The sequence below is a fragment of the Janthinobacterium paucivorans genome (assembly GCF_051380805.1).
GTDB lineage: Bacteria > Pseudomonadota > Gammaproteobacteria > Burkholderiales > Burkholderiaceae_D > Janthinobacterium > Janthinobacterium lividum_D.
Map to the genome: position 1 here is coordinate 303,314 of NZ_JBNYXR010000002.1, position 23,977 is coordinate 327,290.

The following is a 23,977-nucleotide window of genomic DNA, read 5'->3' on the forward strand; positions in this document are numbered from 1 at the left end:
CATTGCATGACTCCCGGCAAAAGAGGCCAGTAGAGCGCACGCGGTGCATTCCGTCAAGCGTTACGGATGATTGCGTTTTCCGCAATTTGAAGTTGCATCTGGAAAAACCCAAGGCGCCTATACTGCCGCTGTTGCTCATTTTTCATTGCCTATCATGCTGACCATCTCGCTGCTGTGTTTATTTGCCTTCTTTGCCGGCCTGATCGATGCCGCTGTGGGCGGGGGCGGGCTGATACAGCTGCCGGCCTTGTTCAACCTGATGCCGAACATGGCCTCGACCTCCTTGCTGGGCACGAATAAACTGGCGTCGGCCTGCGGCACCACGTTTGCCGCCCGCGCGTTTGTCGGCAAGGTGCATATTCCCTGGCTGCTGGTGCTGCCGGCTGTGGCCAGCGCCTTCATCATGTCCTTCATCGGCGCCGCTGCCGTGTCCTATGTGCCGCAGCAGGTGGTGCGCCCCATGGTGCTGGTGTTAATCATCATCATGGCCATTTACACCTTCATCAAGAAGGATTTCGGCACCACGCGCGTAGCGCGCCCCATCGGTGGGCGCGAACGCATCCTCGCCATCGTCATCGGCGGCGCCATCGGCTTTTATGATGGCCTGTTCGGGCCGGGTACGGGCAGCTTTTTGATCTTCCTCTTTATCCGCGTCTTCGGCTTCGACTTCATCCTTGCCTCGGCCTGCTCGAAACTGGTCAATATCGCCACCAACGTCGCTGCCCTGGCTTTTTTCATTCCCGCCGGCCACGTCGTGTATGCGGTGGCCGCACCGATGGCAGTGTGCAATATCCTGGGCGCCCTGACCGGCACCTGGATCGCCGTGCGGCGCGGCGCCGCCTTCGTGCGCATCCTCTTCCTCGTGCTGCTGGTGTTGCTGATCGTCAAATTGTCTTACGATATCTTTTTCAAGTAAGTTATTGAACCGAGCCTAGCCATGAAAACCATCTGCGGCGTGTTGTGGGATAACGATGGCGTGCTGGTCAACACCGAGCAATTGTTTTACGAAAGCAACCGCGACTTGCTTTTGCCCTACGGCATAGACTTGACGCCAAAGCAATTTTTTGACTGGTTCCTGGACAATAACTATGGCGCCTGGCATGTGTTGCTGGGGCGGGGCCACGCGATCGAACTGGTCGAGCGCTTGCGCGCCGAGCGCAGCGTGTTGTTTGGGCAACGCTTGCGCCAGGCGCGCCGGCTCGCCATGCCCGGCATCGCAACGTTGCTGGCGGCGCTGCGCCCGCATGTGGCCATGGGCGTGGTGACGAGCGCTTACGCACAGCATTTTCAGATCAGCCATGCGGCCACCGGCATGTTGCCGCACTTTGACTTCGTGCTGACGCGTGAAATGTATGGGGCAAGCAAGCCGGCCCCTGACGGCTACGCGCTGGGTTTGCAGCGCCTTGGGCTAAGCGCTGCCCAGTGCGTGGCCGTGGAAGATTCGCCGCGCGGCTTGCGCGCCGCCAACGCAGCCGGGCTGGAATGCATTATTGTGCGCAATCATATGAACCGCGAGCATGCGTTCGATGATGCCTTTTGCGTGGTGGAGTCAAGCGCCGAGCTGAGCGCAGTGCTGGCCTCCTTCGTGCCCGGCATGGCCATGGGCGCGGGCAATTAGAGGCCTTCCTCTGATACGGCTTGCCAGCATGCCATTACAATTGTCTATTGCATTCACCGGCACCATCCTACGATGACACTCCCGCAACTGCACTTTGCCCACGCCAACAGTTATCCGGCCGGCACTTACCGCAAGCTGTTCGGCTTGCTTAGCCAACATTACGCCGTGCAAGCGCTCGACATGCACGCGCACGACCCCGAATACCCGGTCAGCACGGGCTGGCCGGAATTGGTACGCGAGTATATCGATGAGCTGGAGCGCCGCTACAGCGCGCCCGTGATCCTCGTCGGCCATTCGCTCGGTGGCATGCTCAGCGTGATGGTCGCCAAGCAGCGGCCCGACCTGGTGCGCTGCGTGGTCTTGCTCGATTCACCCGTGGTGGCCGGCTGGCGCGCCTTGCTGGTGCGCCTGGCGCGCAATACGGCGCTGGGCGAGCGCTTTTCCCCTTCGCGCTTTTCTGCCCGGCGGCGCAAGCTGTGGCCCGACGCGCAAGCCGCGTATGCCCACTTTGCCGCCAAGGACATGTTCGCCATCTGGGCGCCGCAAGTGTTGCACGACTATATCGATAGCGGCCTGGCGCCGCATCCGCAAGGGGTGCAGCTGCGCTTTACGCGCGAAGTGGAAACACAGGTCTACCGCAGTCTGCCGCATCACATCGGCGGCCTCGTCAAGAACGGCTTGCCCGTGCCCATCGGTTTTATCGGCGGCACGGAATCGGTGGAATGTCGCCAGGCAGGCTTGAAAGCCACGCGCAAGCTGGTCGGCAAGTATTTCCGCCAGGTGCCGGGCGGGCATCTGTTTCCCATGGAAAACCCGGAACTGACGGCGCAAGTGGTGCGCGAGATGGTCACTTCCTTGCTGGCTAAAGAGTAGCCTCAGGCCAACGATTTTCATGTTGCAAGGGCCAACAGTGGCGGGTTTTCAAGTAAAATCCTGCCATTCGGGCCGCGCCTGTGCCAGGCGTGCAGCCCCGCCATTCCGATATTCTAGAAAGAAGCCCCTGCGATGACGATTAAAAGCGATAAATGGATACGCCGCATGGCGGAAACAACGGGCATGATCGAGCCGTTCGAACCGGGCCAGGTAAAGGAACGCGACGGCAACCGCATCGTATCCTACGGCACCTCCAGCTATGGCTATGACATCCGTTGCGCCGACGAGTTCAAGTTATTCACCAACATCAACACCACCATCGTCGATCCGAAGAATTTTGACGCAAATAATTTCGTCGATGTCTCCGGCAAGGGCTATTGCATCATTCCGCCGAACTCATTCGCGCTGGCCCGCACGGTCGAGTATTTCCGCATTCCCCGCAATGTGCTGACGATTTGCCTGGGCAAGAGCACCTATGCGCGTTGCGGCATCATCGTCAACGTCACCCCGTTCGAGCCGGAATGGGAAGGTTTCGTGACCCTGGAGTTTTCCAATACGACACCGTTGCCGGCGAAAATCTACGCCAATGAAGGCGTGGCGCAAGTGCTGTTCTTCGAATCCGATGAAGTGTGCGAAACCTCGTACAAGGACCGTGGTGGCAAATATCAGGGCCAGGTTGGCGTGACATTGCCCAAGACCTGAGCGCTTGCAAGGGCCGGGCGTCTATCTTGCCCGGCCAGCTGGCTGCTGGCAATGGCCCTAGAGCGTGGCGGCGGGCGTGCCGCTCAGCATCAAGTTGCAGTTGCTCAACGCCAGCGGCAGTTGCTTACGCTGCTTTCATGAAACCCAGGTCGCGCCGGCTGAAGTTGCCGATATTCGGGAACACGTCGGCTAGCTGGCTGTCGGCCACGCCGAACCATTGCGCCAGGGTGGCACCGTACTGTTCGACGGAAGTGGTCGGCAGCAGCACGCCGGAGCCGACGTCCAGCGCATGGCCCAGGCCCGTGGCGGGGAATGTGCCGTAGATGTCGCCGCCCTTGACGGCGCCGCCCACGACAAAGTGGTGGGCACCCCAGCCGTGATCCGTGCCGTCACCGTTGCTGCTGAAGGTGCGGCCGAAGTCCGACGCCGTAAACGTCGTCACCTGGCGCCGCACGTCGGCGCCCTGCAGGGCTGCCAGCGTGGCGTCGAAATACGCGAGCGCGTGCGCCAGGCGCGCCATCAGGTCGCCATGCAGCTCCTTTTGGCGGTCATGCGTGTCGAAGCCGCCCAAGGTCACATAAAACACTTGCCGTTTCGCCCCCAGGGCGCCGCGCCCGCCGATGATGCGCGCCACGGTCTGCAATTGCACGGCCAACTGATTGACGCCGGACGCGCCCGTGTTCGGATTGATGTAGGGTGGCGGATTGGGTACGCCACCCGCGCCGGCCGCCAGCATGGCGCCGCTCAGCACGCTCTGGCTGGAAATGGCGCGCTGTACTGTCGCCACGTGTTCCTGTTCCATCATGTCGTCGCTCGCCGTGCTGATGATGTCACGCAAAGCGGCCTCGCCCTCGGTGGTGCCGAACAGAGAGCCGCTGCCGCCGATATTGCGGATCGGCACGGCGCCCGCCTGTCCCACCTGGAACTGGCGCACCTGTCGCCCGCTGAGGAAGAGGGCATTCGACGCAGCCGAGATGGCCGTAAACGTTGCATTGCCGTTGCCCGTGCCCAGCAGGTCACCCAGGCGTCCGCCCCAGCCCACGCTGGCGCCTTCCGGCAGGCCAGATTGCCAAGTCGATTGCTGGTCGTTATGCGAAAACAACTTCGGCGGCAGCGCCACATTGCCTGCTTTGTATTGCGCCAGTGTCACTGGCTGTATCAGGGTGCCCGCATTGGCGATGATGGCGGCGCGGCCGCCGTCGAACAAGTCTTTCAAGGGGCCAAGGGAGGGATGCAAGGCAAAGCTGCGTCCCGCTTGCGCCGTGGCGGGCGTGATCGGCAGTACGCCGCCTGTTTCACCGAGGCCGGCCAGGTGGATCGAATCGTTACCCCCTGTGTTGCGCAAGCGCAGGTATTCATTCCAGGATGGCGTGTCGGTGGCCAGCACCGTGTTGAAGGCATCGTTGCCGCCGGCCATGAACAGGCACACGAGGGCCTTGTAGCCGTCGGCTGACTGCGCCGCCGCCTGGCCCATGGCCGCCAGGTTGAGGGCGAATGGCGCAGCCGTGCTGCCGGCCAGGCCCAGCATGGAGCCGAGGAAGCGGCGGCGCGAGAAATGGGAGGTGGTCGTCATGTCGCTTCCTTATTTTTGAACCAGGTATTCGGGCGAGGCCATGGCCAGGAAAATGGCCAGGTGCACGCGGTAGGTTTTCGCCGTCGTCACTTGTGCGGCGTTGCTGGCGCTGGCGGCGGGAATGGCGATGCTAGTGACCGCAGCGAGGATCTTGCTGCGCAGCCGGGACGACATATTGCCGGACATTAAAAGCAAGTCGATACGGTCCAGCAAGGCGCCCGGCTCGCTGGCCAGGGCCAGTTCAGCCGTGTAGTCGGCCTGCACGGCGCGGCTTTCCCCCACGCCGCCGCGGATGGCATCTTGCATGAAGTTCAGGTAACCGGTGACGGAAGGCTCCGACGTGATCTGCATTTCCGGTGCCACCAGGCCCGCTGCTGCCAGCGCCGAATTGGGCGGCACGTAGGAGGGGCGGAAGTAGTTGAACACGGACGGCGCATTCATGGGATTCTGGCCCAGCCCCGAGAGTGGATCGCTGAGGTAATAGATGCGGTATTGCAAGGCGGCGTCCTTGGCGTTGAAGGCGCGCATCCAGTTGCCCAAACGCACCAGCGGTTCGCGCAGTTTGCCCGTGCGCAGGGTGCCGCCGGCTGGCGCCAGTGCCTCGGGGTCCAGCAGCACGGCGCGGATCACGGCCTGCATGTCGCCGCGCACGCCCGCACCATTGTTGGCAAAGGCGGCTGCGACCCGGCCCACATAGGCCGGGCTGGGATTGCTGGTGACCAGGCGCTGGATCAGCTGGCGGCCAAAGAAGGGGCCAGCATTCGGGTGGTTGAACAGGGTGTCGAGGGCTAGCGCCATGTCCGCTTCGCCTTCGCCGGCGCCTGCCGCACTCACGCCGAGAAAGTGTTTTTCGCTGGTGGAGTGAAACGCCGCGTAGTTTTGCATCGGTTTCCAGTCGCGATCGGGATCGGCCACGCTGCCATAAAAACGGTTCGCGGCCTGGTCTGGCCCAGCCCAGCTCCAGCCCGTGAATACTTTTGCCAGAGCGCTCACATCGTCGCGCGTATAGGTGTCGATCGGCTTGCCACCAGATAATTTCACTGAGCCATCCGCATTCAGCTGGTAGAGGCCGATGGTAAATAATTGCATGACTTCGCGCGCGAAATTTTCGTCGGGCGTGCGCGTGCTCGATTCCTTCTGGTTGCGCAGGTGTGACAGGTACAGCCCCATCATCGGATGCGTGGCCACGCCCTGTAGCAGGGTGCGGAAGTTGCCGAACGCCTGTTGCCCCAGCATATCGTAATAGCTTGCCAGGCCCCGCGTCTGCGGCCACACGGCCTGGCTTTGCGTGGAGACGACGAAGATTTCACTGAGCGCAAAGGCGACGCGCTGGCGCAACTGGTCATCGCCGCGTACCGCCTGCTGCCAGAACGATTCATAGAAATCGGTCGGATTAGCCTTGCTGGCCGCCGCGCCTGCGGCCGGATATTTTGCGTCGATATACTTGCGGTGCAAGGTTTGTGGCTTGGAAAACTGTGCGCGAAACCAAGCCTCGCTATCGCTGGCGGCCAGCGCCTCGATGGCCGCCATGTCCGGCCCGAACGTGGCGCGGCCCAGGAAGCGCGATGCTTGCGGGCGCGTAAATGTGCTCGTCTGTTTGCTTGGGGGCGTGCTCAGGGGTGGCGGTGCCGTGGTGTCGCCCGGCGTTGTGCCGGGGACAGTGCTTGCTGGCGGCACGACCGAAATGTCGGGATTGCGGGCAGTATCGGACTGGCTGTCGCCGCCACCGCCACCGCCACAGGCCGTAAGTACAGTCAGCGATGCGATGGCCAGTAAGTGGCGTAAGGTACGGTAAGTCATTAGTTTCCCTGGGGCAATAAAAATATGACCTGCTAATTGTAGGGCTTGCTTACCGGAATCCGCGTCCAAATAACTGTTTGCGTGTTGATCACATGAATTTTTAAGGTTCTTTTAGATGAATTTGATGCATTTTTCAGGTGTTTAAGCCGAAGTTTATTTTTTAAAAATGAAAAATATTTTTTATGGATAGGCTGTACTGTGGCGTATAAACGACGTAATCATTTCCGCCAATTAAGCTTGTTCGAAAACTCATCTTGAGAGGGAAAATCACTGCATCGGAAACGATGGTCGTTACGCTATCGGCGAAATGCCGTTCGCCATGCCGTCGCCACGCGCGCATGAGTCGCCCATCCCGGATGCCCGCTATCGTCGCGGTTTGATCTGGCGCCAGCGTGTGCGCTGGCCTGCAATGCAAAACGCCGCCTGATTTGCATCAGGCGGCGTCATGTAGGCAGCGGTGCTCCTAGGGCATCGTTACTGGCGAACGCAGTCGACGAAGTAACCACGCTTGCCATCGACTTCGCGTTTCACGAGGCCATGCACATCCGTCTCGAAGCCGGGGAAGCGCTCGTTGAAGTCGCGTGCGAAGCGCAGGTAGTCGACGATGGTCTTGTTGAAGCGCTCACCCGGGATCAGCAGTGGAATGCCCGGTGGATACGGCGTCAGCAGGATGGAGGTGATACGCCCTTCGAGGTCGTCGATGGCGACGCGCTCGATTTCGCGGTGCGCCATCTTGGCGAACGCGTCCGACGGTTTCATGGCCGGGATCATGTCCGACAAATACATTTCCGTCGTCAAGCGCGCCACATCGTAGGCCTTGTAGAAATCGTGGATTTGCTGGCACAGGTCGCGCAAGCCCATTTTTTCGTAGCGTGGGTTGGCCGCCGCAAATTCCGGCAAGATGCGCCACATCGGCTGGTTCTTGTCGTAGTCGTCCTTGAATTGCTGCAAGGCCGTCAGCAAAGTATTCCAGCGGCCCTTGGTGATGCCGATGGTAAACATGATGAAGAACGAGTACAGGCCACATTTTTCAATGATGACGCCGTGCTCGGCCAGGTATTTGGTGACGATGGATGCAGGAATGCCCGTCTCGCCGAACTGGCCGTCCAGCGACAGGCCCGGGTTGACGATGGTCGCCTTGATCGGGTCGAGCATGTTGAAGCCGGGGGCGAGGTCGCCGAAGCCGTGCCAGTCATCTTCGGCGCGTATCATCCAGTCTTCCTGCTGGCCCATGCCTTCGTCGTTGAATTTTTCCGGACCCCAGACCTGGAACCACCAGTCCTGACCCCATTCCTGGTCGATCTTTTTCATGGCGCGGCGGAAATCGAGCGCTTCCATGATCGATTCTTCCACCAGCGCGGTGCCGCCCGGCGCTTCCATCATGGCAGCGGCCACGTCGCAGGAGGCGATAATCGAGTATTGCGGCGAGGTCGAGGTGTGCATCAGGTAGGCCTCGTTGAAGGCATCCCGGTCCAGTTTGACCGTGTCCGATTCGCGCACGAGGATTTGCGAGGCTTGCGACAGGCCAGCGAGCAATTTGTGCGTCGACTGGGTCGAGAAGATCATCGATTCCTTGGCCCGCGGACGGTCCTTGCCGATGGCGTGCATATTTTTGTAGAAATCGTGGAAGGTGGCGTGCGGCAGCCATGCTTCATCGAAGTGCAGGGTGTCGATCTTGCCATCGAGCATTTCGCGCAGGGTTTCCACGTTGTAGATCACGCCATCGTAAGTCGATTGGGTGATGGTCAAAATACGTGGTTTCTTGTTCTTCGCTTCGCGCGCGAACGGATTCGCTTCGATCTTGCGGGCAATGCTTTCCGGCGTGAATTCAGCCAGCGGGATAGGGCCGATGATGCCCAGGTGATTGCGCGTCGGCATCAGGAACACGGGAATGGCGCCGCACATGATGATCGAGTGCAAGATGGACTTGTGGCAGTTGCGGTCAACGACGACGATGTCGCCCGGCGCCACGGTCGAGTGCCACACCATTTTGTTCGAGGTCGACGTACCATTGGTCACAAAGTAACAATGGTCGGCATTGAAGATGCGCGCCGCATTGCGCTCCGAGGCGGCGACTGGGCCTGTATGGTCGAGCAGCTGGCCAAGCTCTTCGACGGCGTTGCAGACGTCGGCGCGCAGCATGTTTTCACCGAAGAACTGGTGGAACATCTGGCCGATCGGCGACTTCAGGAATGCCACGCCACCCGAGTGGCCGGGGCAGTGCCATGAGTAGGAGCCGTCGTTGGCGTAGTGCACCAGCGCGCGGAAGAAGGGCGGCGACAGGCCGTCGAGGTAGGATTTCGCTTCACGGATGATGTGGCGCGCGACGAATTCCGGCGTGTCTTCGAACATGTGGATGAAACCATGCAGTTCGCGCAAGATATCGTTGGGGATATGGCGCGAGGTGCGCGTTTCGCCATACAGATAAATCGGGATATCGGCGTTCTTGTAGCGGATTTCTTCGACGAAGGCGCGCAGGGACTTCAGTGCGTGGTCGGTTTCTTCGACGGAACCGGCACCGAACTCTTCATCGTCGATCGACAGCACGAAGGCCGACGCGCGCGACTGTTGTTGGGCAAATTGCGACAAATCGCCGTAACTGGTCACGCCCAGCACTTCCATGCCTTCTTTTTCCATTGCGGCGGCAAGGGCGCGAATACCCAGGCCGGACGTATTTTCAGAACGGAAATCCTCGTCAATGATGACGATAGGGAAACGAAATTTCATGCATGTCTCCAAAAAAGCAAGCCGCCCCTGACGTAATCGAGGGGCGGACTAGGGCGCGACGGTCAGGCGGTCGTGAAACCCGGCAGCCGCATAAAAAAAATAAGAACGGGATTCTCGCAGAAATGCGGCGTCTGCGGGAAAAAAATATGGTCTCAAAACATCACGAAAGAGCGCTAGCGTGACGCAACGGTGTGACTGGGGTATTACAGCAACGTTTTGCCCACGCAATTATCAACGTTACAGCTCAACCTTATCAGGCTTTGCGTTGCAGTGTGACAAAGGCGTAAGGCAGGCCAGATTTCTCCGAAACCTGCGATACACGCGCTGTTTCTTGCCAAACGGCATGTTCAATGGCGGGAAAAAACGCGTCGCAGTCAAATGTCTGGCCGATTTCCGTGATGATCACACGCTGTGTCAGCGGTAATGCTTGCTTGTAAATCTCGGCGCCGCCGATGACATAGCCTTCTGCGCCGTCGAGCAGGGCGATGGCCTCTTCCAGCGACGCCGCCGTTTCCACGCCTTCATGGCGCCACTGCGCATTGCGCGTAATGACGATGTTGCGGCGGTTTGGCAGCGGGCGGCCGATGGAATCGAAGGTCTTGCGGCCCATGAGGATGGGGTGGCCCGTCGTCAGGCGCTTGAAGTGCGCCAGGTCTTCCGGTAATGTCCACGGCAAGGTGTTGTTGATGCCGATGCCGCCTTGCTGGTCGGTGGCGACGATGATGGTCAAATGGCTCATTGGTTCTGTGAAAGTGGTGGGGGCATGGCCCGATGCACGACATTATCCTTTAAATTGTCTGTCGCCTCCAGATGCGCGCGCAGGGCGGCGGCCAGCGCGCGCGGCGCCTCCAGCGGGATCATGTGACCGGTGTCGTCACTGAGCATGTGCAGGGTCGCTTGCGGCAGGCGAGTCGCCATGGCGCGCAAGTCGTCGGCAGGGACCAGCTGATCGTCTTCTGCGCCCACGATCAGCACGGGAAAATCGAGTTCCGGCAAGCGCGCCATCAGGTCCGGGCGGGCTATGGTGGTGATAAATTGCGCCAGCAGCACCTCCTTGCCCAGGTCCAGTCCCATCTGTAAGATCAGGTCAGTGATGCTGGCGTCGTGCAAGTGTGACGGGTGCAGCAGTTCGCGCAGGCGCTGGCGCGTGATGCCCGTATAGGCGTTGCGTTCGAGCATGGCGACGATGCGCTGGCGCGCGCTCATTTCGGTCGGCTGCAAACCTTTGGCCGAATTGGCGATCAAAGTGAGGGACTTGATGCACTGCGGGTGCGCCAGCGCATGTTCGAGCGCCAGGTAGGCGCCCAGCGAAAAACCCAGCAGATGCACTGGTGAAGTGCAGTGCCTGGCTATCATCGATTGCATCTGCGCGCGCGTACGCGCCTGATGCAAGGGCAGGTGCTGCAGATGAAAGGCGTCGCCCAGGGCAGGGACCAGGCGCGACCACAGACGTTCATCGCACAAGGTGCCGGGAATGCAAACGAGTCGCGTGCTGCCTTCAGGCAAGTCCAAGCCAGGGGTCGTATCGCTCATGGTGATGGAAATTTTTGTCGAGCAGTATTATCCGTCATTTTGCTCATCCGGGAGGCGGTACAGTCTTTTCTTGTGGCATTATTTTCAATAGTACGCGACTGACAAGCAGGCACTTTATGGTAGGCTCATAGGGCATCAAGCCGGAGTGCCGGCGAAATGACTTGTAGCACCGAATGCAACCCACTAATTGAAAAGGAATTACCATGGCGATCAGTTTGCAAAAAGGCGGCAATGTCAACCTGAGCAAGGAAGCTCCTGGCTTGAAGAAAATCGTGATTGGCCTTGGCTGGGACCCGCGCGCCACCGATGGCGCCGCTTTTGACCTGGACGGCAGCGCCTTTCTGCTGAAAACGGATGGCAAGGCGCGTTCCGATGCTGATTTCATTTTTTACAACAACCTGAAGTCGCAGGATGGTTCCATCGTCCACGCGGGTGACAACACCACGGGCGGCGGCGATGGCGACGACGAGAAAATCGCCGTCGACCTGGCCAGCGTGCCAGCCGACATCGACAAGATCGCCGTGGCCGTCACGATTCACGACGCCGAAGCCCGCAAGCAGAACTTCGGCATGGTGGGCAAGGCTTTCATCCGTTGCCTCAATGGCGACAACGGCGCGGAAATTGCCCGCTACGACCTGTCGGAAGATGGTTCGACAGAAGCGGCCATGATTTTCGGCGAAATCTACCGCGCTGGCAGCGAGTGGAAATTCAAGGCCATCGGCCAAGGTTTCAAGGGCGGCCTGGGCCCGCTGGCACGCTCTTTCGGTATCAACGCCTAAAACAGCGGTCAAAACCTGCTGTCGTGGCGATTTTCGGCCGCCGATGCTCACTGCCTCGGCGGCCCAGACCAGGCACAGCTGCGCGCCTCGGCCATAACTCGCTGCCGCTCGCTATGGTTTTGTCAGGCGTTTCAACGCATCTGTACATGCGTACTGCCTTCGGACGACGCGCCTTGCCCTGCGCCCTGGTGCGACGCTCCCACTGCTGAATAAATAATCCCATGGAAAGCCTGGACTCGGCTCAGCGCTTGCCGCTGTCATCGAGCGCCCGCTCGTCACCGCCCACGACTTGTATGTCGGTTTGCCCGTTGAACACGGTGATGCGCAGCGGGGAGATTTATCGATGACTGAGTTTCTGCGCTAGCGTACGGTTGATCGAATGAGCTTGTGCGGCTACAAGTGGAAGAGATTTGTAAATTGAAGTAAAAACAAGGCCTGGCATTTGCTTTGGCTGCGCTAATCGTGGCATGCTTTAAAAGTGCTCTCTCGCTGTAGCGTAGAGCCTCATCCTTAGCGTGACGATTATTTTTAAGCCAAATGCATACAAACCTTTTCCACTGTCTGGCGGGCGCCAGCCTGCTAGTCGCCGGCAGCGCCGTCCAAGCGCAAACTGTCACCAGCGACGCCATCGTCAAGCCGGTGCCGGCCAAGGCGCCTGCCATTGACGCTTCTCCTTCCGTCAGCGTGACGGCCGAGCGTCCCACCGGGCGCATCGACCGGCAAGTCTACGACGTCAAGTCCGACGTGGGCAGCAGCAATGGCACGGCGGCCGATGCCTTGAGTAATGTGCCGTCGGTGGCCGTGAGTGCCGATGGTTCCGTATCCTTGCGCGGCAGCAGCAATGTGCAGATATTGATCGATGGCAAGCCCTCGGCCATGCTGCAGGGCGATGCGCGCGGCGCTACCCTGAACGCCATGGCAGCTGACGATATCGAATCGGTGGAAGTGATTAACAATCCCGGCGCGCAGTTCGGCAATGAGGCTGGAGGGGGGCCGATTTTGAACCTGGTGATGCGACGTAACCGCAAGCCGGGCGGCTTTGCTAGCGTGAATGCGAATGCGGGTATCGCTGGACGCTACAACGGCGGCGTGTCTGGCAGCTACAACGACGGTCCCTGGGGCTACCAGGGCGGCGTCTATGTGCGCCACGACGGCCGCAACTCTGTCGGCGAGGTCAGCCGCGAGCGCCTGGACCGCCTGGTGCCCGGTATGGGTGCTTTTGCCCCCAGCAGCCAGCATTCCACCAGCAATGGCTTGAATGACTCGCTGGGCTTGCACGGCAGCGTCAATTACAACCTCAATACGCAAGATACCCTGGCCGCCAGCGTGTCGTATAACGGGCGCGGCAACGACCAGCGTTCGCTCGACCGCTACATCAATGGCGACAGCACGGGCAGCCGCATCGGTGACTATGTGCGCAGCACCGTGCGCAATGGCGACAGCCGCAACTACAGCTGGGGGGCGCGCTACGACCATAAGGGCGAATTGCCAGGTGAAACCCTGAAAATCGACTTGCGCGTATCGTCGTCGGCCAACGAGAGCGACAGCGATTACGTCAATACCTACACGCTCGCGCCCGTGCATGCCTTCGACAGCCGCGCGCGCCAGCACAGCGATACGGGCAACCGCATCGTCGACTTCAGCGGCGACTATGAGCGTCCACTGGCGGGCGGCACGGCTAAGCTGGGCTATAAGGTGGCCGATAACCAGAGCAGCTTCGACACCCTGTACACCAACATCAACCCCACTAGCCTGGTGGAAACGCTCAATCCCATGCGCAGCAACCGTTTCGAGCTCGACGAGCGCACTGTCGCGCTGTACGGTTCCTACCAGATGCGCCTGAGCGAGCGCTGGGGCGCCTTGGCCGGTTTGCGCGCCGAATACACGGACTTGCACGTGCGCCAGATCACCGGTGGCGTCGAGGCCAGCAACAATTACGTCAACTATATTCCCAGCCTGTTTGCTACCTACAAGGTCAGTGACGAGAGCAATGTCCGCTTCAGCTATGCGCACCGCCTGCGCCGCCCGAGCGCCGGCGACCTGAACCCTTACGTGGTTTACCGTGACGAGTTCAATGTCTCGACCGGCAATCCCAAGCTCAAACCCACGCAGACCGATGCCTTCGAGATCGGCTATGAAACCAAGCTCTTAGGCCTGGAAAGCAGCTTGCGCGCCTACCACCGGCGCGACACGGACGCTATCGTTGATTACCGCTATTTTATTAGCGACAACGTGCTGCTGACGACGCGTGAAAACGGCGAGGGCAGCCATTCGAGCGGCCTGGAGTTCAGCATCAGCGGCAAGCTGACCCCGGCCCTGACGCTGAACACGAGCGGCAACCTGGCGCGCAGCGAGCAAACCAGCTCAGACGACCTGGGCAACCGCAGCACGCGCACGGCGAATGCCCTGAGTGGCCGCGCACGCCTCAATTATCAGATCAATCCGGCTAACCAGCTGCAATTGGCCCTGCAAATGCAAGGAAAAACGCTCTCGGGTCAGGGCTACCGCTCGCCGAACAATACCTTGAACCTGAGTCTGCGCCACACGGTGACGCCGCAACTGAGCCTGGTCATGAACGTGACCGATGTGTTTAGCAGCAACAAGATGGAAACCATCATCAACAGCGCTTCCTTGCGCGAGACAAGCACGCGCCGCTTCGATGGGCGCATGCTGTATGTGGGGCTGTCGTATCGCCTCGGCGGCGCGACGTCGGCAGCAAAAGAGGGCGAGCGCGAACCGCGTTTTGGTCCGCCGGGCGGACGCGGACCGGGTGGCGCAGGTGGCGCTGGTGGTCCGGGTACAGAGCCGGGCTAGGTCGCTGGCGCGATGTGCTGCCGGAAGTCGATGAAACCGTGCGCATGTCGATCATGCACGCGTCGCCGTGAACGGCAGCGTCGATCGGACGAACTCGCTGCCCTGTCGTTGGTCAAACGGCTGGCGCTGCATCGCTGCCAGCGGTTTGACCGGCATCAGACGGCCATCGCCGCCTTGATGGGCGCATGGTGTTCATAGCCTTCCAGCGAGAAATCCGACGGTTCGATTTTTTCCAGCCATTGCGGCTCGTACTTGCCCGTCTTGGCATAGTCGGGCACGCGGTCGGAAATGACAAAGCGCGGCGCCGGGAATGGCGTGCGCTTCAATTGTTCTTCCACCATGTCGAGGTGGTTTTCATAGATGTGCGCGTCGCCGATGAAGTAGGTGAACCAGCGCGGCGTGTAGCCCGTCAGGCGTGCCACCAGGTGCAGCAGGGCTGCGCCTTCGGCGATGTTGAAGGGCGTGCCCAGGCCGATATCGTTGCTGCGTACATATAAACATAGCGATATCTCGCGCGTGCTGGCGTTCGGGATGAACTGGTACAGCAAGTGGCAGGCGGGCAGGGCGACGGCATCGAGCACGGCCGGGTTCCAGCCGTGGAACAGGATGCGCCGGCTGCCCGGGTTCGTCATGATGGTGTCGAGGCACTCGCGCAACTGGTCGACTGCCTTGTACAGCAATACTTTTTGCACGCCAGCGTCGACGATGGGGGCGATGAGCGTAAAGCCGTTCTTTTGCGCATCGGCAATTTGTGCCGGCTGGTCGGCAGCGAGCAGTTTGTAGGCGGGCCATGACCGCCATTGCACACCATACACGGGACCCAAGTCATCCTCGCCTTCGCGGTAGGGATTGGCTAGCCATTGCGCATTTTCGTTGGCGTTCTGGTCCCATACTTTGCAGCCCAGCGCGCGGAACTGTGCCGCGTTGCGCGAGGCGCGCAGGAAGGCGCACAATTCGCCGATCACGGATTTGAAAGCCAGTTTCTTGGTCGTCACGGCAGGGAAGTTGCCGTTGGCCAAGTCGAAACGCATCATGGCGCCCGGCACGCTGAGGGTGCGGATGCCCGTGCGGTTGTCTTGCCAGCTGCCCGTTTCGAGCACGGTCTTGATCAAATCTTGATATTGCTGCATGTATTTCTCCAACGGTAAGGGTACTGATTGTAACGCAGGCACGACAGGTGGGCTGTCGTCAGCACACATAAATACGCTACCGTTACACCTGTACACATGACTTTGTGGTAATTTGTGTGTCCTTAAAGAAATACATAGAAACGGCAGATGCTGCACCATGTTCTTGCGACAATTTGTAAATAACAATAATAACGGCGCCATGGTGGAGATGAGCAGGGCTGATTTTCTCAAGGCTAACTTGCGCCTGATCCTGGCTTGGCCCTTGCTTGGGCTGGTCTTGTGCGCGGTGTTGTGGACGGCCACCTTGCTGCAGTTGGAAGCGGAAAAGAAGGTGGCGCAGCAGCAGGCGCTCGAGAGCGTGTCTTCCTTGTCGAAAGCATATGGCCAGTATCTGTTGCGCACTCTGGAACAGATGGAGCAGCTGACCCTGCAGCTCAAGTATGAGTGGGAGCATTCGCACGGTCAGCTGCGTCTCGACCAATTGAAGACGCGGGGCATGTATGCCTTGCCGCAATTTGCCATCGTTGCCATCCTCGACCGCAAGGGTCATGCCGTGACGACCACGGCGCCGCTGCAGCGGCTGCGGGTCAACGAGCGCAGCGATATCCTGCTGCGCCACTGGCGCAGCAATTCCAGCGCGCTGCGCATCGCGCTGGGGCGCGCCAGCGTAGCGGCTGCCGCAGTATCGGGCGCCGATGAAAGCCTGGTGCACTTCACGCGCCGGCTGGAAGACGAGGATGGTAATTTTGACGGCGTATTGCTCATTTCCATTCATTCCAGCTATTTTTCCGAATTCTACAACAGTGTCAATTTCGGCAAGTTCGGCATGTCCGCCGTGGTGGGCGAGGAGGGCGAGCTGTTTAGCACGCGCCTCGGTTCGCGCGTCTTGCCCATGCAGAGCGGCCACGGCAGGCCGTTTCTCGATACCAGCTTCCTGGAAACGGAGAGCGGCGCCATGCATTCGGGCGGCAGGATCGCTTTTTCCGACCAGCAAAGCCGCTATGTAGGCTGGCAGGCGCTGAAAGCCTATCCGTTTACGGCCGTGGTCGGACTGTCGGACGGCGAACTGCTGCACCCCTACGAAGAAACGCGCACCATTTATATCGGCATCGCCCTGGCCGTCAGCGTGCTGCTGCTGGCCTTTGCCGCCGTCGCCACCGTGTTGTCGCTGCGCCTGGCATGGCGTCATCACCAGTCCGAAGGCGTGCGCAACGCTTATCGCATGGCTACCGAAGGCACCAGCGACGGCTTTTACATCATTGCCGCCCTGCGCGGCGAGGACAGCAACATCCTCGATTTCGAGATCGTCGATTGCAATGAGCCGGGCGCCGGCTACTTCGGCGTGCGCCGCGAGCAGTTGCTGGGCATGCGCTTGCAGTCGCGTGCCCATGAGCCATATTTCCGCGACCTGATGCAGCATTACCGTGCCGCCATGCAGTCCGGTTTTTCCGAGGAAGAGATCGAATTGCCGGAAGGTAATCCCTTCAGTTTGCGCTGGATACGCCGGCGCCTGGTGCGTAGCGGCGACCGTCTGGCAGTGACCCTGCAAGACATCAGTACTGCCAAGGAGCATGAGCGCGACTTGCGCCGTCTGGCCAATGAAGATGGTTTGACGGGTTTGCCCAACCGCTATTGGCTGCAGCAATTCCTACCCGGCGCCCTGGGGCGCGCTGCCATCGCGCAGCAGATGCTGGCGCTACTGTTCATCGATCTCGACGGTTTCAAGGATATCAACGACACGCAGGGCCACGCCGAAGGCGACAAGGTGTTGCGTGCCGCGTCGCTGCGCCTGAAGGCCGTGTTGCGGCCGGGCGACCATGTGGTCCGCCTGGGCGGTGACGAATTCGTCGTCGTGCTCGATCCGGTGGAAGACGATAGCCGTGCCGAACAGGTGGCGCAGCGCATCGCCCTGGCCTTTGACGAACCGTTTTACCAAGGCAGCGAACGCCACAAGATGGGCGCCTCGATCGGCATCAGCCTGTACCCGCGCGATGGCGCCGAAACGGAAGTGCTGCTGAAGAACGCCGATATTGCCATGTACGCCGTGAAAGGGGCAGGCAAGGGCCATTACCGCTTCTTCCAGCCGGAATTGTACGAGACCATCCGCAACCGCCGCGAGCTGGAGCAAAGCCTGGTGGTGGCCCTGGAGCAGGATCAGTTCCTCGTCGTCTACCAGCCGCGCGTGGACGCCTTCAGCGGCGAGCTGTGCAGCATGGAGGCGCTGGTGCGCTGGCATCATCCGCAGCATGGCATGGTGCCGCCGCTGGAATTTATTCCCGTGGCCGAGAGCAGCGGCCTGATTTCGCAGCTGGGCGAAGTTGTCATCGAAAAAGTATGCCTGCAAATGGCGCGCTGGCAGGCCAGCGGGCTGGAACTGGTGCCCGTCTCCATCAACGTCTCGGCGCGCCAGTTCGGCCGTGGCGATGTGCACCAGGTGCTGGCGTCTGCGCTGACGCGCTACAGCATCGATGCACGGCTGATCGAGGTGGAAATCACGGAATCGGCCATGATGGATGAACAGAATCGCGCCGTGGAGCAACTGTCAGCCATCCGCGCCCTGGGCGTGCGGCTGCTGGTCGACGATTTCGGCACCGGCTATTCTTCGTTGTCGCAGTTGCAGAAGTTCGCCATGGATGGCTTGAAGATTGACCGCGCCTTCACCATGGAGCTGGGCCGTTCGGAGCAGGGCGAGGTCTTTGTGCGCGCCATCTTGTCGATGGCGCATGCGCTGGGCATGAGCGTGGTGGCCGAAGGGGTGGAGACGCGCGAGCAACTCGACATCCTGCGTGCGCTGCAGTGTAACGAAGTGCAAGGCTATTTCATTTCGCGCCCCGTGCCGGCAGAGCAAATGCTGGCGCTGATGCAGCAGCGCTTTCTGATACCGCGGTAAGCGCCCATGCCAGCCCCTTGCAGAGCGCGATTGGCGAGGAAAACATCGCTCCGCCACAAAAAAGACCGAACGTTCGCTTTTTTCTAAAAAATATTATATGCTTCGCGCATGCCGTCAGTGAGGCAATTCGCGGCGGCAAGAAAAGTGCAAGGCGGGACAGCTTGAAATGTCCCGAATAGTGCGCCGAAGAAAATTACACATATATAATAAAGAGACTAACTTGAAACATAAATATCTGCCCCTTCTGATCGTTGCCGCGTTCGCCGGCATCTCCTCTACCGCTCAAGCATCGGGCTACCGTTTTGGTTCGCAAAGCGTTGCCGCCCAAGGCACGGCCGATGCCAGCGGCGCCGAAGCGGGCGACGCATCGACTATTTTCTACAACCCGGCCGGCCTGTCGCGCCTGGAAGGTACGCAGTTCGTTGGCGGCGGCACCATCGTAGTGCCGCATTCGACCTACCAGGATATGGGTTCGAAGGCGTTTTACCCATCGGCCGCACGTGCGCCATTTGCCGCTACCAAGGACTACGCCCCGGACGCGGTGGTTGCGCCAGCGCTGTATGCCAGCAAGAAAATCAATGAGCAGTGGACTGTCGGTGCCGGCCTGTTCGTGCCCTACGGCGCCAAGCTCGACTATGGCAATGACTGGTACGGCCGCTATGCGATCACCCACATCAAGCTCGAAGCGATTGCCCTCAATCCTTCCGTATCGTTCAAACTGGATCAGCACCACGCGTTTGGTTTCGGCATCACGGCCGAATACATGAAGGCGGAACTGGGCCAGGGCGTGGATGTACCCGGTTCGGTTGCTTACTTGCATGACAAAGCGCCAGCAGCATCGAAGGCTTTCTTAGATTCCATCGGCATGACGCAGGGGCAGGCTGCCAAGGTCGCTGCGGGTTTGGCATTGCAAGGCGCCAAGGACGGCCATGCCTCCATGAATGGTCACGACTGGGGCTTTGGCTTCAACCTGGGCTATCTGTACCAGATGAATGAAGGCACGCGTTTCGGTATTTCCTACCGTTCATCGATTTCGCACAAGCTCAAAGGCATCACTATCTGGGATTTCTCGCAAGTGTCGAATAATGCTGCAGTGAATGCTTTCGTTGCCAAGGCATCGCGCAAGGCCAACTCAGAAGCGCTGGTGGAATTGCGTACGCCGGAAACCGTATCGGTCAACGCCTTCCACCAGATGGATGATCGTTGGGCCTTGATGGGCGACGTCACCTGGACCCGCACTTCGCGCCTGCAGAACCTGGACATCCAGTTCCCGCCGACGGCCGAAGGCGTCGAGCGTATCCGCCAAAACTGGAAAGACACTTACCGCGTCTCGCTGGGCAGCAACTACAAGTACAGCGAGAGCCTGATGCTGCGCGCCGGTATCGCCCACGATCAGGCACCGGTGCGCAGCGCCGAGCTGCGCCACCCGGCTTTGCCCGACAGCGACCGCATGCAGTACTCGATCGGTGCGAACTGGAAGCTGAACGCCAATTCTTCGATCGACCTGGCTTACAGCTATATCGACTTCAAGGATGCGCCGATGAACTACAAGAATGACTGCACGCCGGTGTCGCCAATTACGGCTGCTTGCACCGGTAACGGTGAAACCACCAAGGGCCTGTTCAAGACCCGCATGCAGTTGATCGGTCTCGCTTATAACTACAAGTTCTAAGCAGGTAGTGGCGGCCAATCCGGCCACCATGAAATGAAAAAAGCGCCTCAGGGCGCTTTTTTTTGGGCACGACAGTGGTGGTGTCGGGTTACGCGCTGCGCGCTAACCCGACCTACCCCGACCTGCGCCTGTCATTCAATTGCTGCCTGCTTGCGCATGCCCTGGTCCAGCAAGGTCAAGGCCAGCCGCACGGTGTCGTCTGGCAGTTCCAGCAACTGATCGCCCACATACCATTCCACCACGCTGTGCCCGGGCAGGGCGGCGTGGCTGGCGCGCCCGAAGAGCCAGATGCCGTGCTTTTCGGCTACCTGGTTGCGGATGGCGATGGCCCGCTCGCGCGAGACGGGCAAATGCAGGTGCAGCATGTTGGCCTGCGGCTGGGCAGGGTTGACGGCAATCGCCGGATAGTCGCGCAGCAGCGCGTACAGCCACTGCGTGCGTTCGAAATAGCGCGGCATGGCGGCAATGCGCGCGTCGAACTGCATGGCCGCTGCCACCACGTAGGGGGTGCGATGCACGACGTTGCCGCCCTGGCGGTGGAACCAGGCACGCGCGCGTTCGACAAACGCGTCACTGCCGGCCAGCATGGCGCCACCGAGGCCGCCGATGCCCTTGTACAGCGAGACATACACAGAATCGAAGCCGTCGCAGATGGTAGACAAGGGCTGGCCAAAACCGGCTTGCGCTTCCCACAGGCGCGCGCCATCCATGTGCAGATGGATGTTGTGCTCGCGGCAGTGGCGCTTGATGTCGTTCAAATCTTTCCAGGCAGGGCACTGGCCGCCGATTTCGCGCATCGGCAATTCGACCTGCGCAGCGCCCAGTGCATCGGGCACGGCGCGCAAGTCGTCCACCGTCCATGGGCGGTGCGGGTCGCCCAGCATCAAACCCTTGAAGTGTTCGAGCAAGGCGTGGTTGCCGCGTTCGTGGCGCAAGATATGCGAAGTAGGATGCAGCGCCACCAGCGAGGAACCCCGGTCCTGGCACGCCAGGCGCAGAGCCGTCACCTGCGTCATGGTGCCCGTAATGCAGAACACGGCCGCTTCGAAGCCGAGCAGGCTGGCGATCTTTTTTTCGAACTGTTCGATCAGCGCGCCATCGCCATAGGTGTCGTGCGCGATGTCGTTGGCGTCGCACCAGGCGGCCATGGCGGCAAAGGTGGCCGCCGGCGAAGGCTGGCGGTGGCCAGGCAGGACGCTGTGGCAACGCTGGCGCAGTTCAATCTCGGTCAAGGCGGTCACGCTAAATCTCCAGTGCAGTTAAAGTGTGGCGGTGGCCAGTTTCGCGCCGAAGCCGATGAACATGGCGCCCACGCCACCGCCCATGCCGGCCGACAGGCGGCGACGGCGGCGGAAGGTCTCGGCCAGGCGCGCGCCGACGAAGATGATGGCCGTCAGATAGGTAAAACTGATCACCTGGCAAGTCATGCCCAGGCCGATGAAGGACAGCACGGGATTCGGGAATGCCGGGTCGACGAACTGGATGAAAAACGAGATGAAGAACAAAATGGCCTTCGGGTTCATCAGGCTGATGATCAAGGCCTTGCGAAATGGCGCGCTTTCCTTGACGGGGGCAGGTGCTGCCGCCGTTTCTCCGTCGGCGGGGGCGGGCGTGCGCAGCTTGCCCCAGCAAGCTATCAACATCTGCAGGCCGATCCAGCCCAGGTAGGCCGCACCGATGTATTTCACGACATAAAACAGCGCTGGGCTCGCTTTCAGCAGCGAGGCCACGCCGCAGGCCGACAGCACCATCAATATCAGGTCGCCGGCGAAGATGCCGAAGGCGCCCTGGTAGGCTGGCCGCACGCCGCGTTGGGCGGCGACCGACAGCACATACATGGAGTTGGGGCCGGGCAGGATGACGATGAAGATGGTTCCCAGGAAAAAGGTCCAGAAATCGGTGATGCCCAGGTTGGCGTGGAAAAGTGCGTTCATGATGCAATTGCTTGTGCTGGGGTGAGCTGGACGTGATGGAATTGCAGGGCCGCTAAATTGGCGTACACGCCTTTCATGGCGACCAGTGACGCATGCGTGCCCGTCTCGACGATCTTGCCGTCTTCCATGACGATGATGCGGTCGGCCCGCTGCACGGTGGCCAGGCGGTGCGCGATGATGACGGTGGTGCGGCCCACCATGGCCGCTTCCAGCGCCTTTTGCACCAGGCGTTCCGATTCTGCGTCCAGCGCGCTGGTCGCTTCGTCGAGCAGCAGCAGCGGCGGGTTTTTCAGCAGGGCGCGGGCGATGGCGATGCGCTGGCGCTGGCCACCGGACAGGCGCACGCCGCGTTCGCCGAGGAATGATTTATAGCCATTCGGCAGGCGTTCGATGAATTCGTGGGCGGCCGCCATTTTCGCAGCAGCGATGACTTCCTCGTCGCTGGCGCCGGCGCGGCCGTAGCGGATGTTTTCCATGGCGTCGGCCGAGAAGATCACCGTATCTTGCGGCACGATGCCGATGGCGTCGCGCAGGGTATGCAGGTCGAGCTGCTTGATGTCGACGCCATCGAGGCGGATGCTGCCGCTTTGCGGGTCATAGAAGCGCAGGAATAGCTGGAACAGGGTGGTCTTGCCGGCGCCGGAAGGACCGACCACTGCCACCGTTTCGCCAGCGCCGATGTCGAGGCTGACATGATCGAGTGCGTGGGTGTCCGGCCGCGACGGGTACGAGAACATGACATCGTCCAGCGACAGCGCGGCGCCAGTGGCGGCGCGTGCGGGCAGCGGCAGCGGCGTGACCGGGGATTCGATTTCCGATTTGACGGCCATCAGTTCCAGCAGGCGCTCGGTGGCGCCGGCGGCGCGCTGCGCTTCGCCCATCACCTCCGACAATGCGCCGATGGCACCGGCCACGATGGACGCGTACAGGATGAATTGGCCCAGATCGCCACCCGTCATCGACCCTTCCAGAACGGCGCGCGCGCCCAGCCACAGCACGAAGACGATGGCGCCAAAGACGAGCAGGATGGCGATCATGGTCAAGAGAGCGCGCGCGCGGATGCGCCGCATGGCCGTCATGAAGGCGCCTTCGACGGAGTCGCCAAAGCGTTTCGATTCGATTTTCTCGTGCGTGAACGCTTGCACGGTGGGCATGGCATTGAGGATTTCGCCAGCCATGGCCGAAGCGTCGGCGATGCGGTCCTGCGAATCGCGCGACAGCTTGCGCACGCGACGGCCAAACACGATGATGGGCACGACGACGAGGATCAGCAAGCCGATGATGATGCCGGCCAGCTTGGCGCTGGTGACGAACAGCATCACCAGGCCGCCCAGGAACAGTAGCACATTGCGCAGCGCCATGGAGATGCTGGTGCCGACTACGGCCTGTATCAATGTCGTGTCGGTGGTGATGCGCGACAGCACTTCGCCGGTCTGCGTGGTTTCAAAAAATTTCGGGCTTTGCGTGACGACGTGGCGGTACACGGCGCTGCGGATGTCGGCCGTGACCCGTTCACCCAGCCACGATACTGTATAAAAGCGCGCGGCCGTGGCCAGCGCCAGGATGGACGCCACGCCGAACAGCGCGAGGAATACCAGGTCGACGTGCTGTATGCTTTTCGAGCCGGCCGCGCCGCCGAAGCCCAGGTCGATCATCTGCTTGAACGCGGCCGGGATGGCCAGGGTGGAGGCGGCGGCCACCACCAGTGCGATGCCGGCGAGGAAGAACTGCTTGCGGTACGGCTTCAGGAAGGGCATCAAGCCCTTGAAGGCGGCCAGGCTGCCCTTTTTGAGTTCGCGGCTGCTGCCGGTATCAGGGGCGGTGGCGGGGGTGGGGCTTGCTGCGGTGCTGCTGGTATTGCCTGTATCTGTGCTCGTTGTCATTGTTTTCCGCTTGGTAGGTACTGTATCCGGTATTGATTGCTTATTATGT

17 protein-coding genes are annotated in these 23,977 nt (G+C 60.6%); 8 read left to right on the top strand and 9 right to left on the bottom strand.

The window, feature by feature from the left end; genetic code table 11:
• The first annotated feature begins 154 nt into the window (after window positions 1–154).
• The 4 genes from ACQ4V8_RS04335 (at window position 155) to dcd (ending at window position 3,193) form a co-directional block, all read left to right on the top strand.
• Complete coding sequence (locus tag ACQ4V8_RS04335) at window positions 155–916, top strand: sulfite exporter TauE/SafE family protein (protein ID WP_010398896.1); 762 nt, start codon at window positions 155–157, stop codon at window positions 914–916.
• A 21-nt stretch (window positions 917–937) separates the two neighbouring features.
• Window positions 938–1,618: an HAD family hydrolase gene (locus ACQ4V8_RS04340; RefSeq protein ID WP_010398894.1), complete on the top strand. Its 681-nt coding sequence runs from the start codon at window positions 938–940 to the stop codon at window positions 1,616–1,618.
• A 72-nt stretch (window positions 1,619–1,690) separates the two neighbouring features.
• Window positions 1,691–2,491 (top strand): alpha/beta fold hydrolase, encoded by an 801-nt coding sequence (locus tag ACQ4V8_RS04345; protein WP_010398892.1) that lies wholly within the window; start codon window positions 1,691–1,693, stop codon window positions 2,489–2,491.
• 132 nt (window positions 2,492–2,623) lie between these two features.
• Entirely contained in the window at window positions 2,624–3,193 is a 570-nt protein-coding gene (gene dcd / locus ACQ4V8_RS04350) for a dCTP deaminase (RefSeq protein ID WP_010398891.1), read from the top strand.
• A 124-nt stretch (window positions 3,194–3,317) separates the two neighbouring features.
• Here dcd and ACQ4V8_RS04355 read toward each other — a convergent pair whose 3' ends face one another.
• The 5 genes from ACQ4V8_RS04355 to ACQ4V8_RS04375 all read right to left on the bottom strand — a co-directional run bounded on the left by ACQ4V8_RS04355 (window position 3,318) and on the right by ACQ4V8_RS04375 (window position 10,826).
• Entirely contained in the window at window positions 3,318–4,766 is a 1,449-nt protein-coding gene (locus ACQ4V8_RS04355; protein WP_436570971.1) for a DUF1501 domain-containing protein, read from the bottom strand.
• Between the two features lie 9 nt (window positions 4,767–4,775).
• A complete protein-coding gene (locus ACQ4V8_RS04360; RefSeq protein ID WP_070347097.1) occupies window positions 4,776–6,566 on the bottom strand; it encodes a DUF1800 domain-containing protein in 1,791 nt (596 codons plus the stop codon).
• 474 nt (window positions 6,567–7,040) lie between these two features.
• On the bottom strand, window positions 7,041–9,293 hold the full coding sequence (locus ACQ4V8_RS04365) for an arginine/lysine/ornithine decarboxylase (protein ID WP_010398872.1): 2,253 nt from the start codon (window positions 9,291–9,293) through the stop codon (window positions 7,041–7,043).
• A gap of 253 nt (window positions 9,294–9,546) precedes the next feature.
• Entirely contained in the window at window positions 9,547–10,032 is a 486-nt protein-coding gene (locus tag ACQ4V8_RS04370; RefSeq protein ID WP_010398870.1) for a dihydrofolate reductase, read from the bottom strand.
• Window positions 10,029–10,826, bottom strand: coding sequence for an alpha/beta fold hydrolase (locus ACQ4V8_RS04375; protein WP_436570972.1), 798 nt, complete (start codon window positions 10,824–10,826; stop codon window positions 10,029–10,031). Before ACQ4V8_RS04375 ends, ACQ4V8_RS04370 begins: the two co-directional genes overlap by 4 nt.
• A 203-nt stretch (window positions 10,827–11,029) precedes the next feature.
• Here ACQ4V8_RS04375 and ACQ4V8_RS04380 point away from each other — a divergent pair, with 203 nt between their 5' ends.
• A complete protein-coding gene (locus tag ACQ4V8_RS04380; RefSeq protein WP_010398866.1) occupies window positions 11,030–11,605 on the top strand; it encodes a TerD family protein in 576 nt (191 codons plus the stop codon).
• 537 nt (window positions 11,606–12,142) lie between these two features.
• Entirely contained in the window at window positions 12,143–14,419 is a 2,277-nt protein-coding gene (locus tag ACQ4V8_RS04385; RefSeq protein ID WP_010398865.1) for a TonB-dependent receptor domain-containing protein, read from the top strand.
• A gap of 155 nt (window positions 14,420–14,574) precedes the next feature.
• Here ACQ4V8_RS04385 and ACQ4V8_RS04390 read toward each other — a convergent pair whose 3' ends face one another.
• On the bottom strand, window positions 14,575–15,549 hold the full coding sequence (locus ACQ4V8_RS04390) for a thymidylate synthase (RefSeq protein ID WP_010398863.1): 975 nt from the start codon (window positions 15,547–15,549) through the stop codon (window positions 14,575–14,577).
• 157 nt (window positions 15,550–15,706) lie between these two features.
• Between ACQ4V8_RS04390 and ACQ4V8_RS04395 the strand changes: the two genes are divergently transcribed.
• Both ACQ4V8_RS04395 and ACQ4V8_RS04400 read left to right on the top strand, forming a co-directional pair.
• Complete coding sequence (locus ACQ4V8_RS04395; protein ID WP_010398861.1) at window positions 15,707–18,439, top strand: bifunctional diguanylate cyclase/phosphodiesterase; 2,733 nt, start codon at window positions 15,707–15,709, stop codon at window positions 18,437–18,439.
• 220 nt (window positions 18,440–18,659) lie between these two features.
• The gene (locus tag ACQ4V8_RS04400; RefSeq protein WP_010398857.1) at window positions 18,660–20,111 is read left to right on the top strand and encodes an OmpP1/FadL family transporter; all 1,452 of its coding nucleotides are present in this window, start codon (window positions 18,660–18,662) and stop codon (window positions 20,109–20,111) included.
• Between the two features lie 131 nt (window positions 20,112–20,242).
• Here the strand turns inward: ACQ4V8_RS04400 and ACQ4V8_RS04405 are convergent, their stop codons facing one another.
• The 3 genes from ACQ4V8_RS04405 to ACQ4V8_RS04415 are packed head-to-tail and all read right to left on the bottom strand — an operon-like array spanning window position 20,243 to window position 23,928.
• Complete coding sequence (locus tag ACQ4V8_RS04405; RefSeq protein WP_029496468.1) at window positions 20,243–21,343, bottom strand: threonine aldolase family protein; 1,101 nt, start codon at window positions 21,341–21,343, stop codon at window positions 20,243–20,245.
• Between the two features lie 27 nt (window positions 21,344–21,370).
• Window positions 21,371–22,045 (bottom strand): leucine efflux protein LeuE, encoded by a 675-nt coding sequence (gene leuE / locus ACQ4V8_RS04410; RefSeq protein ID WP_436570973.1) that lies wholly within the window; start codon window positions 22,043–22,045, stop codon window positions 21,371–21,373.
• Complete coding sequence (locus tag ACQ4V8_RS04415) at window positions 22,042–23,928, bottom strand: ABC transporter transmembrane domain-containing protein (protein WP_010398848.1); 1,887 nt, start codon at window positions 23,926–23,928, stop codon at window positions 22,042–22,044. Before ACQ4V8_RS04415 ends, leuE begins: the two co-directional genes overlap by 4 nt.
• Between the last annotated feature and the right edge of the window lie 49 nt (window positions 23,929–23,977).

Coding starts and splice junctions, on each gene's coding strand:
- ACQ4V8_RS04335 (WP_010398896.1), top strand. CDS start 155: ATGCTGACCATCTCGCTGCTGTGTTTATTTGCCTTCTTTGCCGGCCTG.
- ACQ4V8_RS04340 (WP_010398894.1), top strand. CDS start 938: ATGAAAACCATCTGCGGCGTGTTGTGGGATAACGATGGCGTGCTGGTC.
- ACQ4V8_RS04345 (WP_010398892.1), top strand. CDS start 1,691: ATGACACTCCCGCAACTGCACTTTGCCCACGCCAACAGTTATCCGGCC.
- dcd (WP_010398891.1), top strand. CDS start 2,624: ATGACGATTAAAAGCGATAAATGGATACGCCGCATGGCGGAAACAACG.
- ACQ4V8_RS04355 (WP_436570971.1), bottom strand. CDS start 4,766: ATGACGACCACCTCCCATTTCTCGCGCCGCCGCTTCCTCGGCTCCATG.
- ACQ4V8_RS04360 (WP_070347097.1), bottom strand. CDS start 6,566: ATGACTTACCGTACCTTACGCCACTTACTGGCCATCGCATCGCTGACT.
- ACQ4V8_RS04365 (WP_010398872.1), bottom strand. CDS start 9,293: ATGAAATTTCGTTTCCCTATCGTCATCATTGACGAGGATTTCCGTTCT.
- ACQ4V8_RS04370 (WP_010398870.1), bottom strand. CDS start 10,032: ATGAGCCATTTGACCATCATCGTCGCCACCGACCAGCAAGGCGGCATC.
- ACQ4V8_RS04375 (WP_436570972.1), bottom strand. CDS start 10,826: ATGAGCGATACGACCCCTGGCTTGGACTTGCCTGAAGGCAGCACGCGA.
- ACQ4V8_RS04380 (WP_010398866.1), top strand. CDS start 11,030: ATGGCGATCAGTTTGCAAAAAGGCGGCAATGTCAACCTGAGCAAGGAA.
- ACQ4V8_RS04385 (WP_010398865.1), top strand. CDS start 12,143: ATGCATACAAACCTTTTCCACTGTCTGGCGGGCGCCAGCCTGCTAGTC.
- ACQ4V8_RS04390 (WP_010398863.1), bottom strand. CDS start 15,549: ATGCAGCAATATCAAGATTTGATCAAGACCGTGCTCGAAACGGGCAGC.
- ACQ4V8_RS04395 (WP_010398861.1), top strand. CDS start 15,707: ATGTTCTTGCGACAATTTGTAAATAACAATAATAACGGCGCCATGGTG.
- leuE (WP_436570973.1), bottom strand. CDS start 22,045: ATGAACGCACTTTTCCACGCCAACCTGGGCATCACCGATTTCTGGACC.
- ACQ4V8_RS04415 (WP_010398848.1), bottom strand. CDS start 23,928: ATGACAACGAGCACAGATACAGGCAATACCAGCAGCACCGCAGCAAGC.